The sequence below is a fragment of the Ideonella sp. genome (assembly GCF_041914305.1).
Taxonomy (GTDB): Bacteria; Pseudomonadota; Gammaproteobacteria; order Burkholderiales; family Burkholderiaceae_C; genus Ideonella.
This window is the reverse complement of record NZ_JAYSDQ010000008.1, coordinates 63,192-78,474: the sequence shown is the minus strand read 5'-3', so window position 1 is coordinate 78,474 and position 15,283 is coordinate 63,192. Positions and strand designations below refer to the sequence as shown.

General features: G+C 65.2%; 12 protein-coding genes. 5 read left to right on the top strand and 7 right to left on the bottom strand.

The features are described 5' to 3' along the window. Positions 1–163: 163 nt before the first annotated feature. The 4 genes from ACE3SG_RS12405 to ACE3SG_RS12390 form a co-directional block, all read right to left on the bottom strand. A complete protein-coding gene (locus ACE3SG_RS12405; RefSeq protein WP_374565350.1) occupies positions 164–1,828 on the bottom strand; it encodes a glycoside hydrolase family 44 protein in 1,665 nt (554 codons plus the stop codon). A gap of 155 nt (positions 1,829–1,983) precedes the next feature. Next, positions 1,984–3,480 (bottom strand): ATP-binding protein, encoded by a 1,497-nt coding sequence (locus ACE3SG_RS12400; RefSeq protein WP_374565349.1) that lies wholly within the window; start codon positions 3,478–3,480, stop codon positions 1,984–1,986. Continuing rightward, on the bottom strand, positions 3,473–4,201 hold the full coding sequence (locus ACE3SG_RS12395) for a response regulator (RefSeq protein ID WP_374565348.1): 729 nt from the start codon (positions 4,199–4,201) through the stop codon (positions 3,473–3,475). The genes ACE3SG_RS12400 and ACE3SG_RS12395 overlap by 8 nt, the downstream gene beginning before the upstream one ends. A gap of 16 nt (positions 4,202–4,217) precedes the next feature. After that, entirely contained in the window at positions 4,218–5,432 is a 1,215-nt protein-coding gene (locus tag ACE3SG_RS12390; protein WP_374565347.1) for an ABC transporter substrate-binding protein, read from the bottom strand. A 278-nt stretch (positions 5,433–5,710) separates the two neighbouring features. Here ACE3SG_RS12390 and ACE3SG_RS12385 point away from each other — a divergent pair, with 278 nt between their 5' ends. From ACE3SG_RS12385 to ACE3SG_RS12370, 4 genes are read left to right on the top strand one after another with little or no spacing between them, the layout of a single operon-like run. Beyond that, entirely contained in the window at positions 5,711–6,955 is a 1,245-nt protein-coding gene (locus ACE3SG_RS12385; RefSeq protein WP_374565346.1) for an ABC transporter substrate-binding protein, read from the top strand. A 1-nt stretch (position 6,956) separates the two neighbouring features. Then, entirely contained in the window at positions 6,957–7,883 is a 927-nt protein-coding gene (locus tag ACE3SG_RS12380) for a carbohydrate ABC transporter permease (RefSeq protein WP_374565345.1), read from the top strand. Positions 7,884–7,933: 50 nt separating this feature from the next. Further along, positions 7,934–8,776, top strand: a complete 843-nt coding sequence (locus ACE3SG_RS12375) for a carbohydrate ABC transporter permease (protein WP_374565579.1) — start codon at positions 7,934–7,936, stop codon at positions 8,774–8,776. Between the two features lie 25 nt (positions 8,777–8,801). Continuing rightward, on the top strand, positions 8,802–9,932 hold the full coding sequence (locus ACE3SG_RS12370; RefSeq protein ID WP_374565343.1) for an ABC transporter ATP-binding protein: 1,131 nt from the start codon (positions 8,802–8,804) through the stop codon (positions 9,930–9,932). Between the two features lie 104 nt (positions 9,933–10,036). Here the strand turns inward: ACE3SG_RS12370 and ACE3SG_RS12365 are convergent, their stop codons facing one another. Beyond that, positions 10,037–12,253: a hypothetical protein gene (locus ACE3SG_RS12365; RefSeq protein WP_374565341.1), complete on the bottom strand. Its 2,217-nt coding sequence runs from the start codon at positions 12,251–12,253 to the stop codon at positions 10,037–10,039. Between the two features lie 160 nt (positions 12,254–12,413). Between ACE3SG_RS12365 and ACE3SG_RS12360 the strand changes: the two genes are divergently transcribed. Next, positions 12,414–12,713: a TOBE domain-containing protein gene (locus tag ACE3SG_RS12360; protein WP_374565339.1), complete on the top strand. Its 300-nt coding sequence runs from the start codon at positions 12,414–12,416 to the stop codon at positions 12,711–12,713. Here ACE3SG_RS12360 and ACE3SG_RS12355 read toward each other — a convergent pair. Both ACE3SG_RS12355 and ACE3SG_RS12350 read right to left on the bottom strand, forming a co-directional pair. After that, positions 12,707–13,762 (bottom strand): DUF3466 family protein, encoded by a 1,056-nt coding sequence (locus ACE3SG_RS12355; RefSeq protein WP_374565338.1) that lies wholly within the window; start codon positions 13,760–13,762, stop codon positions 12,707–12,709. The genes ACE3SG_RS12360 and ACE3SG_RS12355 overlap by 7 nt on opposite strands. 234 nt (positions 13,763–13,996) lie before the next feature. Beyond that, complete coding sequence (locus ACE3SG_RS12350; RefSeq protein ID WP_374565337.1) at positions 13,997–15,187, bottom strand: glycoside hydrolase family 18 protein; 1,191 nt, start codon at positions 15,185–15,187, stop codon at positions 13,997–13,999. Between the last annotated feature and the right edge of the window lie 96 nt (positions 15,188–15,283).

Sequence of the window (15,283 nt, the reverse complement as noted above, 5' to 3'; positions counted from 1 at the left end):
CGAGCCCCCGGAACGGGGCGCCGAGGCCAACCCTGCATTGTGACCTGCAGGTGTCAGTTGTGACACCTGTTTGCAACCCTGGCCCCGGTGACGAAAGTCATGCCGCGGCCAAGCCGCTCATCGATGACGCCTGGCCGCGCGCCCCAACGGCAATCGCCAGGGTTCAGTTCTTCACCGGCACCACATACATCGTGATCGAGTCGGCCGGCAGTTCGGCATTGATCACGCCACCGTTGACAGGCGCGCCGGGCAGGTGCTCGATCGTCGACAGGTTGGCGGGCGAATAGCGGTAGACCTTGGCGTTCTTGCCGGGTGTGAAGTGGCTCAGCGTGATCGCGCTCGACAGCGGCGTGCCCGACTTGTTGACCGCGATCAGCGTCAACGCGCCCTTCTTGCCGCGCCGCGCCGCATAGACCGAGAGCTTGGCCTGGTCGGCGCTGGTGGCCCGCACACCCTGCGTGCCGAAGCGGCCGCCCTGCCCGTCCACGTTGCGGTACATGCGAAAGGCAAAGGCCGCCGGGTCGGTGTCTTGCGGCGGCGCCCACAGCGTGGCCAGGTCGACCCCCTCGCGGCCGAAGATGCCCAGCACGTCGGCCTGCGCCAGGGCGCCGTTGATATGGCCGTGCGCACCCCAGCTGTACTCGCTGATCGCGAGCTTGGTGCCGGGGTAGTTGTTGGCCACCCAGGTCTTCATGCGCGGGATCAGGTTGACCTTGTCGTTGATCCAGCTTTCGTCGGTGTAGGTCGGGTCCCACAGCGAGCGGGTGGAGCGCAGTCGAAGCACGGCGGTGTTGGCGTCGGTGTTGTCGCCCCACACGCCGGCCGCCTGCGGATAGTAGTGCTCGTCCAGGTAATCGAGGATGCGCGTGCCGTGCTGCTGCTCATAGGCCTTCATCTGCTGCAGGTACCACTCGGCATGCGGCACGCCGCCGTGGGCGTTGCGGTCCTTCGGGTCGTCCCACCAGTTGCCGCCGGGTGCGGTGTCGAGGTCCGAATAGAAATAGGCCACCCAGCCCCAGCCCGACGGCCCGAGGACCTTCGCGCCCGGGTCCACGGCCTTCACGGCCGAGGCGTACTGCCAGGTGCGGTCGCGCAGCTCGTCGTAGCTCAGCGGCGTAGGCCGCACGTCGCGGTGGGTGGCGCGCCAGAGCTCGGGCTCGTTGTCCATCTCGTAGAACTTCACGCCGCCGTTCTTGGCGCTGCCGTAGTTGGCGACGAGGTGACGCACCCAGTCCTGCACGAAGCTCGGGCCGATCGCCACGCTGGTCTCGGTCGGGTTGTTGCCGGTGATGTTGCTGCCGTCGGGCTTGACGCCGTTGCCGCAGTTGGTGTCCCAGGTGTCGACCGACTGCTGGCTGCCGTAGCGGCTGACCTGGAAACCGCAGTCGAACGGGTGGTTGTCGTTCGGCGGCCGGCGCTTGGCCACCCAGCCCGACATCGGCAGCGTGACCAGCGAGCGCGCGCCGGTGCGGCGGTCTTGCTCGACGAAGCGGTCGGCGCTGGAGCCATTGGGCAGCACGCGCCCGTCGGTGGGCAGTGCATTCGGGATGTTCTCGAAATACCAGTCGCTGCCGGTGTTGCTGGTGTCGATCTGCCAGTTGTAGCGCGTGGTGGCATTGCCGCCCCAGCGCCGCACCGGCAGCGCCAGTTCTTTCGCCAGGCTCTCGCCGACGAGGTTCATGCCGTAGATGTCGTCGCTGATGGTGTGCAGATCGGCGGTGGCGTCGACCGTGACGGCCGGGCCGGTGGCAGCCCAGGCGGTGGGCAGCAGTGCAAAGCAGGCGGCGGCGGCCGCGAGCGCAGAACCATGGTGTTTGCGAGGCTTCATCGGGGATCTCCTGTTGTTGGTTTCTCCTTCGACGGCTTTGGTGGCCGCCGGTCGGCGATGCTATAGACAACGCTGTCAGGCCGGCGCGCGACAGCGCTGCACAGGCGCAAGTGGCGCAACCTGGCGTTACGGCCGCGGTGCCGGCCGAAGCCTCGCTACGCCGGTGCGTCGGCCGTTGCCGTGCCCACCGGCAGGCTCAGCCGCGCGGCCAGGCCACCAGCCGGCAGGTTCACCAGCGTCACATCGCCGCCGTGTTCACGCGCGATGCGCCGGGCGATGCCCAGGCCCAGGCCCGAGCCCTCGCGGTAGGCCTCGCGGCCGTGTTCGAGCCGCACGTAGGGCTCGAAGATCTCTTCCAACGAGGCTTCGGGCAGGCCGGGGCCGTGATCGCGGATCTCGATCGTGGCGTGGCCACCCTGCACCGCTGCGCTGATCTCGATGCGGCCGCCGTAGCGCAGCCCGTTGTCGATCAGGTTGCCCAGGGCGCGGCGCAGGGCCAGCGGCCGCGCCATCACCGTGAGCGGCGGCACGGCCAGCGTGATCGGGGCGCCGCTGGCGCGCGCTGCATCCGTCAAGCGCTCGACCAACCGGTCCAGCCGCACCTCGGCCAGGTTCTCGTGGATGTCGCTGTCCTTCACGCTTTGCAGCGCGCCCTTGACCATCACGTCCAGCTCGTCGAGGTCTTCGTGAAAATCGGCCCGCACCGCCTCGTCGTCGAGCAGCTCGGTGCGCAGCTTGAGCCGCATGATCGGCGTCTTCAGGTCGTGCGAGATGCTGCTGAACAGGCGCTCGCGGTCTTCGACGAAACGCTGGATGCGGGCCTGCATCTCGTTGAAGGCGCGCGCGGTGCCGCGCAACTCCACGGTGCCGGTCTCGGGCACACGCGCCGGGTGCATCGCGGTGCCGAAGGCGTTGGCCGCACCGGCCAGGCGCTGCAGCGGCCGCGTCAACCCGCGGGCCACGAACAGCACCAGCAGCAGCACCGTCAGCAGCGTGGCGCCCTGCAGCAGCAGGCGGTCGCGCGTCAACGGGTTGGCGTTGTCGAGGAAGTACGGGTCCGGCATCGTGGTGGCCAGCAGCAGCCAGCCGCTGGGCTCGAACTCGGCCTGGATCAGCAGCAACGGCGCAGGCCGCGGCCGCAGCAGCATCGAGCCTTCGACCCAGCGCTCGGGCAGGTCGCACAGCGTGCGGCCGTCGTCGGTCACCGGTTGAGCGTCCGGCGTCACGAAGGCCACCTCCAGCGCCGCATCGCGGCCCAGATCGCCGGCCAGGCGGCTGCGCACGTCGGCGGTCACCGTGTCGGCCAGGCGCGAGGGCTCGATTGCCTGCAGCGGCACGCGCGCGCGGTTCACCTGCACGAAGAAGCGTGTGCCGCCCATCGTGCGCAGCTGCTCGGTGATGATCGGGCGGTACTGCGCCGGCAGATCGCGAAAGAAGCGGATCGCGCCGCTGGCGCTGCGCGCCGTCTGCTGAGCCGCCTCACGCGCGTCGCGCAAGGCACTGTCGTGCAGCTGCCAGGCCCATATCGCCGTGCCGAGCGTCTGGCTCAGCAGCACGCCCGCGGCCATCGTCAGCATGATGCGGCCCCGCAGGCTGCGCGGCAGCAGCCGGTCGGCCCAGCTGGCGCGCGCTGCCGCCGCGGCCTCAGTCATGGGAGGCCTGCACCTCCACCGAGAACACATAACCGCTCGACCGCACGGTCTTGATCAGCGCCGGCTGCTTGCCATCGTCGCCCAGGCGCTGGCGCAGCCGGCTGACCTGCACGTCGAGCGAGCGGTCGGTCGGCCCCAGGTCGCGGCCGCGGGTCTGCTCCATCAGGCGCGCGCGGTCCAGCACCTCGCCCGAGTGTTCGGCAAACAGTCGCAGCAGGTCGAAGTCCATCGCGGTGAGCGTCACCTTCTCGCCATCGGGCGCCGCCAGCGTGCGCTCCAAACGGTCGAGCTTGAAACCGGCAAAACTCAGGTAGCGCGGGGCGCCCTCACCGCCCATGCCGGCGCGGCGGTGAATGGCCTTGATGCGCGCCAGCAGCTCGCGCGGGTTGTAGGGCTTGCCGATGTAGTCGTCGGCGCCCAGCTCCAGCCCGACGATGCGCTCGGTGTCGTCGGCACTCGCCGTCAACATGATGATCGGCAGCGTCGGCGCGCGCTGGCGCACCAGCTGGCACAGCGCGAAGCCATCGGTGTCCGGCAGCATCACATCCAGGATCACCAGGCTCAGCTCGTCGCGGTAACGCTCGAAGCCACTGCGAAAACTCGCGCCGTCGGCCGCCAGTTGCACCACGTACTGGTGCTTTTCGAGGTAGAGCTTCAGCAACTGCCGCGTCTTCTGGTCGTCGTCGACGGCGAGGATGGTGCGCTTGCGCGATGCGTTCATCTTGAAAGTAATGTCATCATCGCGCCGCCCCGCGCACGATCGCCACCAGCCGCTCCTGCGCCCGCTCGGGCGACTGCGAAGCATTGGTGACGAAGCGGTGCAAGGCGTCGGCCAGCGCGTCTTTGGTTGATTCATCGGCGGCCATGCGGTGGGCGATGCTGGGCACGAGGCGGCTGCCGGGGTGGGCGAGTGTCTGCCATGAATCGCGGGCGCAGTCGTCGAGCTGGGCCGCGTCGATGTCGGTGCGCACCGGCACCGAGCCCTTGGCCTGGTTGTAGGCCAGTTGAACCGCGGGCTGGGTGACGATGTCGGCGAGCTTCTCCTGCAAGGCGTCGCGCTTGCGGCGGCTTTGCAGCATGGCCAGCGTGTCGACGCTGTACAGGTGCATGTCGGCCGTGTCGGGCACCGGCGCGCAGGCGTAGTCGCGGCCGGCTTGGGCGCCCCAGGCCATCAGCTCGCCGCTGGCCCAGTCGCCCATGATCAGCATGCCGGCCTCGCCGCGATAGAGCTGGCGCGTGGTGTCGGTCCAGCGCGGCTCGCCAGGCGCGTCGCCGGCCAGTTGGCGCAGCCAGCGCAGGCGGGCCAGTGCGCGCAGCACGCGGGCATCGGCCCAGGCCTGCGGGCGCTGCGCTGCCGCCAGCTCGGCGTAGAGCGAGGCGCCGCCTTCGGCCAGCAGCAGGGTTTCGAACACGGTGGCCACCTGCCAGGGTTCGTCGCTCCAGGCCAGCGGTGTCACGCCGGCGCGGCGCAATGCGGCAGCGGCTTGCGCCACGTCGTCCCAGCTGCGCGGCGCTTGCAGCTTGAGCCGTGTCCACAAGGCTTGGTTGTAGAACAGCGTGTTGATGCGGTGCACGCCGAGAGGCGCCGCCACGACGCGGCCACCGTGGCTGACCACCTGCAGCACGACCGGAAACATCGTGCTCTTCCAGCGCCCCCGCTGGGCCACGTCGTCCAGCGGCAGCACGAGGCCGAGGTCGGACCAGTCGGTCAGCGTGCGGCCGATGACCTGCGCCACATCGGGTGGGTCGCCTGCCAGCACACGGCCCTTGAGCACCTTCACCGCCGCCATGCCGCCGCCGCCGGGGATGGCGGCGTCGTTCCAGACGAGGCCGCGGCGATCCAGCTGCTGCACCAGTTGGTCGACCGCGCGCTTCTCGCCGGCCGAGGTCCACCAATGCAAGACGTCCAGGCTTTGTGCATGCGCGAGCGTTGTGAAGCTGGCGACGAGCATAAGAGCGAGCCCGCGCACACAGCCCCACCAGCCGTCTTTCGAATGCCGACGAAGTGCAATGTTGTGTAAGGCGGCAGGCGCGCGCGCCTGGTTCAGCCTTCCTGCCATGGAATGCACGCTCGTGTAATGAACGGTGATACCAACCGTGTGGCTCATGACGAAAAGCTGTGTGCTGACAAGCACTTAGGCGCGATGCACGAGACCTTCTCAGACCCCTCGTGTCACACGGCGGCCGATGGTACCTTGCGCCCCGCTTGAAACAGCGGAGACACCTGCCAATGAAACCGACCCGTACCGCACTCGCCGCCATGATGCTGGCGACCTCGCTGCCAGCCCTCGCCGGCACGCTGACCATCGAAAGCTGGCGCACCGACGACAAGGCGTTGTGGGACGAGGTGCTGCTGCCCGCGTTCACCAAGGCCCACCCCGGCATTACGGTGAAGTTCGCGCCGACGGCGCCGCCCGAATACAACTCGGTGCTGACCGCACGGCTGGCCGCCGGCAGCGCGGGTGATCTGGTCACCTGCCGGCCGTTCGATGTGTCGCTCGACCTGTTCAAGAAGGGCCGGCTCGACAAGCTCGACGGTGAGCCGGGTCTCGCGAACTTCCCCGACTCGGCCAAGGTGGCCTGGCAGACCGACGACGGCAAGGCCACCTACTGCATGCCGATGGCTTCGGTGATCCACGGCTTCTTCTACAACAAGAAGATCTTTGCCGAACTGAACCTGAAGCCGCCCACCACCGAGGCCGAGTTCTTCGCCGCGCTCGACAAGATCAAGGCCACCGGCAAGATCGCGCCGCTGGCGCTGGGCACGGCAGACCAGTGGGAGACGAACCAGATCGTCTTCACCGGCATCGGCCCCAATTACTGGAAGGGCGAAGACGGCCGGCGCGGCCTGATCGAGGGCAAGAAGAAGTTCACCGACCCCGAGTTCGTCGACGTGTGGGCGACGATGGCGCGCTGGTCCAACTACCTACCCAAGGGCTACCAGGCGCAAACCTATAGCGACTCGCAGAACCTGTTCGCGTCGGGCCGCGCGGCCATCGTGCCGACCGGCTCGTGGGACATCGCGTTCTATCAAAAAGAGCCGTCGCTGGAGTTCGCGGCCTTCCCGCCGCCGGTGCGCAAGGCGGGCGACGGCTGCTACCTGTCTGACCACACCGACATCGGGATGGGCATCAACAGCGCGAGCAAGAACAAGGCCGATGCGAAGGTGTTCTTGAATTGGCTGGCCTCGAAAGAATTCGCCGAGCTCTACACCAACAAGGCGACCGGCTTCTTCACGCTGTCCAAGCACGCAGTCGAGGTGAAGGACCCGGTGGCCAAGCAGATGATCGGCTGGCGCGCGCAGTGCAAGTCGACGATCCGCCTGAACGCGCAGATCCTGAGCCGCGGCGAGCCGAGCATGGAAAACGAGCTGTGGACCGTCGACTCGCAGGTGTTGAACGGCAAGATGGCCCCGAAGGACGCGGCGCAGCGCATCCAGGCCGGCTTTGCCAAGTGGTACTCACCGGTCCGCTGAAATGACGACCGCCGCACAGCAGCGCGCCGGTTGGCCGGCGCTGGTCTTCCTGGCGCCTGCGGTGCTGGTCTACACCGTGTTCAGCGCCTGGCCGCTGGCCGACACGCTGCGCCTGAGCCTGTACGCCACCGACGAGGCCGGGCGCGCCCACTTCGCCGGCCTGGCGAACTTCCAGACGTTGCTGTTCGACGAGCAGTGGTTCGCGGGCTTTCGCAACGCGCTGGTCAACAACGTCGAGTTCTTCATCATCCATTCGCTGGTGCAGAACCCGATCGCGTTGCTGCTGGCCGCGTTGCTCTCGTTGAAAGGCGTGCGCGGCGCGGCGGCCTACCGCACGGTGCTGTTTCTGCCCACGCTGCTGTCGGTGGTGATCATCGGCTTCTCTTGGCAGCTGATCCTGTCGCCACTGTGGGGCGTGGCCGAGAAGCTGCTCGGCTTCGTCGGGCTGCAAGACTGGTTCGGGCCGTGGCTCGGCACCGAAGAGACCGCGCTGCCCACGCTCGCGCTGATCTCCGTCTGGCAGTTCGTCGGCATCCCGATGATGTTGATCTACGCGGCGTTGATCGCGATCCCCGAAGAGGTCATCGAAGCGGCCACCGTCGAAGGCGCCAGCCCGTGGCGCATCTTCTGGGCCATTCGCCTGCCGCTGATCTTGCCGACGCTGGGGCTGGTCAACATCCTCACCTTCGTCGGCAACTTCAATGCGTTCGACTTGATCTACGCGGTCAAGGGCGCGCTGGCCGGGCCGAGCTATTCGACCGACCTGCTCGGCACCCTTTTCTACCGCACCTTCTTCGGCTACCAGTCGCAAGTGGGCAGCGCGACGATGGGCGCGGCGCTGGCCACGCTGATGTTCCTGGTCATCCTGGCGGGTGTCGGCGCCTATTTCCTCGTCATTCAGCGGCGGCTGCGCCGCCACGCCGCATGAGCCCCGCGCAACCCATCGCGCCGCGCGCACCCGCTGGCCGCGCCAACGCCATGGCGCGCGAAGCCCTCGCCCGGCCGCTGCGATCCGGCTTCGTGCACCTGGTGCTCGGGGGCTACACGCTGCTGGTGCTGTGCCCGATCCTGCTGGTGCTGATCAACTCGTTCAAGTCACGCAAGGCGATCTTCGACGACCCGCTGGCGCTGCCCACGGCCACGAGCTTCAGCATCGTCGGCTACGCCAAGGTGCTGGGCAACGCGGCAGTGGGCGGCATGTTTCTCAACAGCGCCATCGTCACCGGCGTGTCGATGGTGTTGATCTTGTTGTTCGGTGCGATGGCCGCCTGGGCATTGACCGAATACCGCTTCCGCGGCAACCGGCTGGTCGCGCTGTTCCTGGCCTTCGGGATCATGGTGCCGATCCGCCTGGGCTCGGTGTCGATCCTGCAGACGATGGTGGCGCTGAACCTGGTCAACACGCTGACCGCGCTGGTGCTGGTGTATGTGGCGCAGGGGCTGCCGCTGGCGGTGATGATCCTGTCGGAGTTCATCCTGCAGGTGCCCGGCGAGCTGAAAGACGCTGCGCGCTGCGACGGCATCGGCGAGTTCGAGATCTTCTTTCGCGTCGTGCTGCCGCTGCTGCGGCCGGCCGTGGCCACCGTGGCTGTGTTCACGATGGTGCCGATCTGGAACGACCTGTGGTTCCCGTTGATCCTGGCGCCCGGTGAAAACACGCAAACCATCACGCTCGGCGTGCAGCAGTTCATCGGCCAGTTCGCCACCGACTGGAACGCGGTGCTGGCCGCGCTCTCGCTCGCGGTGCTGCCGGTGCTGCTGCTGTATGCGGCGATGTCGCGCCAGTTGATCCGCGGCATCACGGCCGGCGCGGTCAAGTGATCTTCATTCTTCGTTCGGATTCACCATGACCCGTGTCACCCTCGACAACGTCTCGAAGACCTACGGCCCGACCTCGGTGCTGCAAGGCGTGAACCTGCAGATCGACAGCGGCGAGTTCGTCGTGCTGGTCGGCCCCAGCGGCTGCGGCAAGACCACGCTGCTGCGCATGATGTGCGGGCTCGAAGAGATCACCGGCGGCGAGCTGCGCATCGGCGACGAGGTGGTCAACCACCTGCCGCCGGCCCAACGCGGCATTGCGATGGTGTTCCAGAGCTATGCGCTCTACCCGCACATGAACGTGTTCGACAACATGGCGTTCGGCCTGAAGCTGCACGGCGCCGACAAGGCCGAGCGGCAGCGCCGCATCGAGAAGGCCGCCCGAGCACTGCACATCGAGCACCTGCTCGCGCGCAAGCCACGCGAGCTGTCGGGCGGCCAGCGCCAGCGCGTGGCGATCGGCCGCGCGATCGTGCGCGAGCCGCGGCTGTTCTTGTTCGACGAACCGCTGTCCAACCTCGACGCGTCACTGCGCGTGAAGACCCGCGTCGAGCTGGCGCGGCTGCACCGCGACCTGGGCGCGACGATGGTCTATGTGACGCACGACCAGGTCGAGGCGATGACGCTGGGCGACAAGATCGTGGTGATGCACGAAGGCTGCGTGCAGCAGGCCGGCGCGCCGTTGGAGCTTTACCAGCAGCCCGCCAACCGCTTCGTCGCCAGCTTCATCGGCTCACCGCAGATCAACCTGCTGCCCGCCAAGGTGACTGCCACCGGCCCGGTGGTGCAGTTCGAGCTGCCGTTCGGCCAACCCGCGCGGGCCACGGTCGAAACCGCGCGGTTGCTCGAAGGCCAGGCGGTCGAGATCGGCGTGCGGCCCGAGCACCTGCGCCTGGCCGAGGCCGGCGCGACGAGCCTGGCAGACGGCATCCGGCTCGACGCCGAGGTGGTGCTGGTCGAGCAGCTGGGCGAATCGCACCTGGTGCACCTGCGCGCCTACGACCACCACGAGCTGGTCGTGCGCGGCAATGCCCACACGCGCCTGCGCGCCGGCGACCGTGTCGTTGCCTGGGCGCCGCCGGAGGCGCTGCACGTGTTCATCACCGATGGCCGGGCCTGCCGGCGGCTGTTTCCTGAAGGGGCAGACGGTTCAAGCTAGTAGTCGATCCGTCGGCGTGAAGTCCGCCGCAGCGACAAGACGAATCAGTTTCATCTCGCTCGAACTTGATCCACCTGCCCAAACTCATCGCTTGATGCTGAATTTCAGTTGAGACCTGCTGCCGAAGCCATATTGACTGACAATTGATCCTCCGAAACCCAGTAAGTCTCATTGGCAAGAACTTGCCTGACCATTTCTACTGTTTCGGCGATGCCAGGGTCCGCGTCGTCTACGAATCGCGCGATGGCCTCGGTGAACCTCTCTCTAGCCAAAGGGAATTCTTTAAGCTCATAGTGCGCTTTGCCTTTCAAGAATGCACCATACGCCACATGTCTGCGAATCAGCGGCGACGTGGCTTGCCCATATCTTGAATCGAGTTGATTCAGAATTTCCAAAGCCGACCGGGGATCAAACATACCCGTCGCCACAGCTTCGTTCCTGAGGCCTCCCGCTGCAAACTGAAGCACCTTTGGATCACCTTCGCGCTCGAATCTTTCAACCATCTTGTGAAACCATGCAGCAGCTAAAGTGTAGCCCTCTTCTGCAAGCATCGCCACGCCGACAGTAGCGAACGCCTCGCCTATTGAAATACGGACCGATGGACTGCTGAGTTTATCGTACCTACCAAGCATTTCCATAGCCAATTTCTTTGCGCCGCGATGCCCACGCCTCTGAAGTGCCTTTGCAAGATTTGACATGGCGTTTGCAACAATCTCCTCGAATTGGGCCGACGCCAGAGCTTGGAAACGTCTCAACAATTCACGCCACAATACAATAGCTTCGCGAGTATTTCCTCTTCGCGCAAGGATGACCCCCTTGTTTAGGTACGCCAGCGCCAATTTCTCCAAAATCTCAGGCTCTGATTCACCCTGATATCGCGCAATTATTTTATTCCAGACGAGGATTTCTTTTTCTTCATCACCAAGGCGATGCAATATGACCGCGAGATTCTTACGGGCCATGGCTGCAATGCGTTTGTCGCTTTGTTCTGCACTTTCTCCAATTCCCTCTTCGACTTGAACGAGCAGTTCAATCGCCTCTTCGTTCCTAGCGTACACGTGAAGCATGGCCGCACAGCACGCCATGCCGTCATAGTCAGAGTCCTCGCCAAGTACTTTCGCGACCAATGAAATTTCCGAACGCGGGTCATTTCGGTGAAGGAAATAGTTGGAGACCTCCGGCGGAAGCATAAACGCGAGCTGACCTACAACCGGATCCTCAGTTTCGCGGGACTGCAAAAAGCCGAGCTTGTGAAGGACCGCCAAGTCCGCCCTAATTTCCGCGGCGTCAGCTCTACTTCCGAAAACCTCTGACAGGACTAAGCTCAGACGTTTTCGTGAAGCCGGATCCATTCCTGAAACGGCGAGAAGTTGCACAGCATTGAGCGTGTCCCTTGCAGAGGCTCCCAATACCCTGAATCGATCTCTCATTCGTTCGAAGGCCTGATTCATGCAAATCGACCCCAGTGAAAAGTAGGGCCGAATAACTGGATTAGGCATCCTATTCAGAAGCTCACTTTTCTGTGCTTCCGTAGGGTCATCTAATCTCAGTCTAAAGGAGATCCCCTGAAACAATCGCTTCGCCGACGACGACGGCGCTAGTAGTTCATCTAGCTCAAGCCCGTCTTGGGTGGTTCCGGCCACGACGCAACTAGCCGCCGCCTCACGGACCGCATCAAAGAATCCTTGAAGATCAACTCCCCGCTGACTAGCCAGGTTGATATCGTCAAAGAAGCAAATAACGTCCTTACCTTGCAGAAGGTCAATAGCAGCTTGCGAAGGAAGCTGCAATTTTGGGGCCACAACGACATGATGCCTCAGCTTTGAAAGGACCTCGAATAGCGTTCTCGTCTTTCCATCGGTGGGGCGACCTACCAAGACGAAGCTTTCCCCTTCCTCTAAGAGAGTTCGTAGTCCGTTCTCGTCAAACGTACGTTGTTGGACGTTGTCTTGAACCCGGTCGATATATCTCGCCTTGCGAGATATGTATGTCCCCTTCCAAAAAGGACGCTGTATTGGGTCACCGTATGTAATACCAGGCTCGACAACACGAAAGCCGAACTCCGATGGTCGAAGGGAAGATCCTTGCTTGAAACAGGCAAACTCGCGCTGCAGCCGCTCGCGTTCAAACCAATTCCAGGCAAGCCATGCAACGGTGCCTAAGCCCATGGCAAGCACAAGACCATGCACCCAATTGAAACCCAGCTTCGTCTGCAGGTCGTTGGCAAGTAGGTTGCCGAAAACACCAAATGTCAGCTCAAACGCCAGTAAGGCACCACTGACGATGATGCCCAGTACGATTCTTGATGGCAAGCTACCCATGTCGCATGAGTCTACCTAGCAGTGTTCGGCATGCAGCGTCCATCCGGACTGACTCGACGAAAACCGGCGCAGCAATGCAGTCGAGCTGCCGTTCGGCCAACCCGCGCGGGCCACTGTCGACACGGCCCGGCTGCTCGAGGGCCAGGCGGTCGAGATCGGCGTGCGGCCCGAGCACCTGCGCCTGGCCGAGGCCGGCGCGACGAGCCTGGCAGACGGCATCCGGCTCGACGCCGAGGTGGTGCTGGTCGAGCAGCTGGGCGAATCGCACCTGGTGCACCTGCGCGCCTACGACCACCACGAGCTGGTCGTGCGCGGCAATGCCCACACGCGCCTGCGCGCCGGCGACCGCGTCGTCGCCTGGGCGCCGCCCGAGGCGCTGCACGTGTTCATCACCGATGGCCGGGCCTGCCGGCGGCTGTTCCCCGAAGGCGCCGCCGATACGCCCGATACGCTTCAGTGAGGCGTGAGCACCAGAACGCGCGTAGTGCCGTCCTTCTTGTTCTGCGCTTCGACCAGGATCTGGCCCTTGGCGTTGATGTCCGTCGCGTGATAGATGCGCCACTGCTTGCGATCCTTCTCGCTGATCGCGAAGTTCAGGTCGAAGGTCGCCTGGCCATCGAAGACGTAGCCCGACTGGTGGCCCGCCGCAATGGCCGAACCCACCACCCAACCAGCATCGTTGATGTCATGGGCGGTCATCTCGTGCCAGCCCTTCAACAATGGCAGCTCGCGCAGGCCCCCTTGCGAGTCGTAGAGAAAGGCCACTCGCCGCGGCTTGGTCTGGCCGGTGTTGCCGTCGCCAACGACCTGGCCGAGGTTGTTGATCGCGTAGGCGGTGGACGTGTCGCCGCTGCGCAGCAGCCCCAGGTCGCGGATCTGGCCGTCACGGTACAAGAACGCATGGCTCGTGCCATTGGCCAAGGAGGAAAAACCCACCACGTCACCCGCGTCGTTGATGCCATGGGCACTGCTGCGGGTGCCGCCCAGCGTGGGCAGCTTGGTCATCGTGCCGTCGCGCCACACAAAGGCCTGGTAGTCGTGGTTGGCGGTGTCGGAATAGCCGACGACAGCGCCCTTGCCGTTGATCGCCCAGGCCTGGCTGAACGACTTGCAGCCGCCGCACTCGTCTTCGCCAAAGGTGCCCAGGTCGTGAATGGCCGCGCCATCCCACAGCATGGCGTGCTCGACCGAGCCTACGTACGAATTGCCCACGACCGTGCCTTGATCATCGATCGCGGTCGGGTAGGCGTAGAGCTGTTGACGGTCATTCGGAAGTGACGGTATCGGCGTGCACTCCGCCTTGCTGCAGCGGTAGTTCGCGCCGCCTTGGGTGGTGACCTGCACGGCCACCGTGCCGTGGCTGTTGAGACCCTCGGCGAGCTGTGTGTAGCCCTCCATCGTGACGACGCGGACCGAGTAGGTGGGCAGCGCCTGGCTGATCTGCGACAACGTCGCCAATGCGGCCGCCACCAGCGCGAGGCGCGCCGAGGCTGGAAACGACAATTTCATGTGGACCCTGACGTAGTAGGTTATCTGCACAGACCATTCGCTGAACTCGAATCGCCCGCCACCACAGCATCAGGCGACTGCAAACGTTTCCAATCGAGCCTGACCACGCTCCCCCTAGATTCATTCCCGATGGGACAGCCGGTGGATGCCGGCGAGTTTGCCGAGCTGGACGAAAAGGCGCGTCGGAGTGCGACGCGCCTGTGGGTCTGCCAGGCCCGGCAGGCCTGGATCAAATCACTTCCAGGGCGACACGTCCAGCATCGGGTCGTTCACGAACCCCAGCATCTGCGATGCCTTGTGGCCGATGGGGCCAGGCGAAGCGATCTGGGCAGAGCCGCAGGCACCGCTGGCCGTCTTCACGACGTTCCACAGCATCGCGCCGTCATGCGGGTTGTTGTTCGGGCTCTTGCTCTTCTTGACCGCCGCCGAGAAGCGCTGCACCGCGTACGGGGCATCGATAGCCTTGCCGTACTGGTCCTGCAGGATGCGCGAGCCGGTGCACTGGGCGTCGGCGTTGTTGACCACCAGCATGCCACCGGCCCAGCCCTCGGGCGCGGTCTCGAAGCCGATCGAGACGGCCGTGTTCTTGCCCCACAGCTTGCGGTACTGCTTGTAGGCGACCACGCCGTCGTAGTGCTCGTAGCGCGCGTCGTACGACATCACGTTGACCACGTCAAACATCTTCGCGACGTCTGGATGGTTGCGCACCAGCAGGCGCTCGCGGCCGGCGTTGCCGCCCCAGTACGACAGCTTGCCGGCGCAGTCGGCCATGTTGGTCGTGTCGGCCGTGCAATCGGCACCGGTCGACCAGCCCGCCACCGTCAGGAGACGGCCGCCGCCGGCCTTGTCCACCGCCTTGCGCATGGCCTTGGTGACGTTCGCATAACGCGTCACGTTGGCATCAAGCTCGTAGTCGACGTCCAGGCCGTCGATGCCCAGGTCGGTCATGATCTTGGCCAGCGCATCGATGCGCGGCCCCGACCCCGCCTGCCCCTCGGCGGCCAGGCCGTCCCAGTCGTAGTAGGTCGCACCGCCGACCGCGAGGATGACCTTGAGCTTGCGCATGTGCAGCACATTGATCGCCGCCTTGACGCTCGCCGGCGTCGACTGGAACTCGATGCCGGTGCCGACCCACGAGTTGGCTGCCAGGCCGCCCCAACTGAAGTTCGGCGTCGCGAACGAGATGACGGCATGCGTGTAGGTGGCCGGAACGCGGGCGAGCCTGCTGACGGCCCAGACTTCGGCCGGCGTCTTGCCGGTGGCGTCGAAATACGGGTCGAGCCAGGTCGGGAAATAGCCGGTGTAGTAGCGGCCGTCCGGTTTGGTGCTCAGTGCCTCGGGCGGCAGGTCGGCGGCCAGCACCGGCGTGGCCGTGGCGAGGGCCACGAGCGCGTGACCGAACAGCGAACACAACTTGGTCTTCATGGACACGATGGGAGCTCCCATTGAATGCATTGACGAATGGGCAACCCGACGCGGCCGGGTTGCGCGACAAACAACCATGAAAAAGGCGCCGGGATC

Bases quoted from the DNA above. Each gene is read 5' to 3' on its own strand.
- ACE3SG_RS12365 (WP_374565341.1), bottom strand. From the start codon at position 12,253: ATGGGTAGCTTGCCATCAAGAATCGTACTGGGCATCATCGTCAGTGGT.
- ACE3SG_RS12350 (WP_374565337.1), bottom strand. From the start codon at position 15,187: ATGAAGACCAAGTTGTGTTCGCTGTTCGGTCACGCGCTCGTGGCCCTC.
- ACE3SG_RS12370 (WP_374565343.1), top strand. From the start codon at position 8,802: ATGACCCGTGTCACCCTCGACAACGTCTCGAAGACCTACGGCCCGACC.
- ACE3SG_RS12400 (WP_374565349.1), bottom strand. From the start codon at position 3,480: ATGACTGAGGCCGCGGCGGCAGCGCGCGCCAGCTGGGCCGACCGGCTG.
- ACE3SG_RS12375 (WP_374565579.1), top strand. From the start codon at position 7,934: ATGGCGCGCGAAGCCCTCGCCCGGCCGCTGCGATCCGGCTTCGTGCAC.
- ACE3SG_RS12390 (WP_374565347.1), bottom strand. From the start codon at position 5,432: ATGCTCGTCGCCAGCTTCACAACGCTCGCGCATGCACAAAGCCTGGAC.
- ACE3SG_RS12395 (WP_374565348.1), bottom strand. From the start codon at position 4,201: ATGAACGCATCGCGCAAGCGCACCATCCTCGCCGTCGACGACGACCAG.
- ACE3SG_RS12355 (WP_374565338.1), bottom strand. From the start codon at position 13,762: ATGAAATTGTCGTTTCCAGCCTCGGCGCGCCTCGCGCTGGTGGCGGCC.
- ACE3SG_RS12385 (WP_374565346.1), top strand. From the start codon at position 5,711: ATGAAACCGACCCGTACCGCACTCGCCGCCATGATGCTGGCGACCTCG.
- ACE3SG_RS12405 (WP_374565350.1), bottom strand. From the start codon at position 1,828: ATGAAGCCTCGCAAACACCATGGTTCTGCGCTCGCGGCCGCCGCCGCC.
- ACE3SG_RS12380 (WP_374565345.1), top strand. From the start codon at position 6,957: ATGACGACCGCCGCACAGCAGCGCGCCGGTTGGCCGGCGCTGGTCTTC.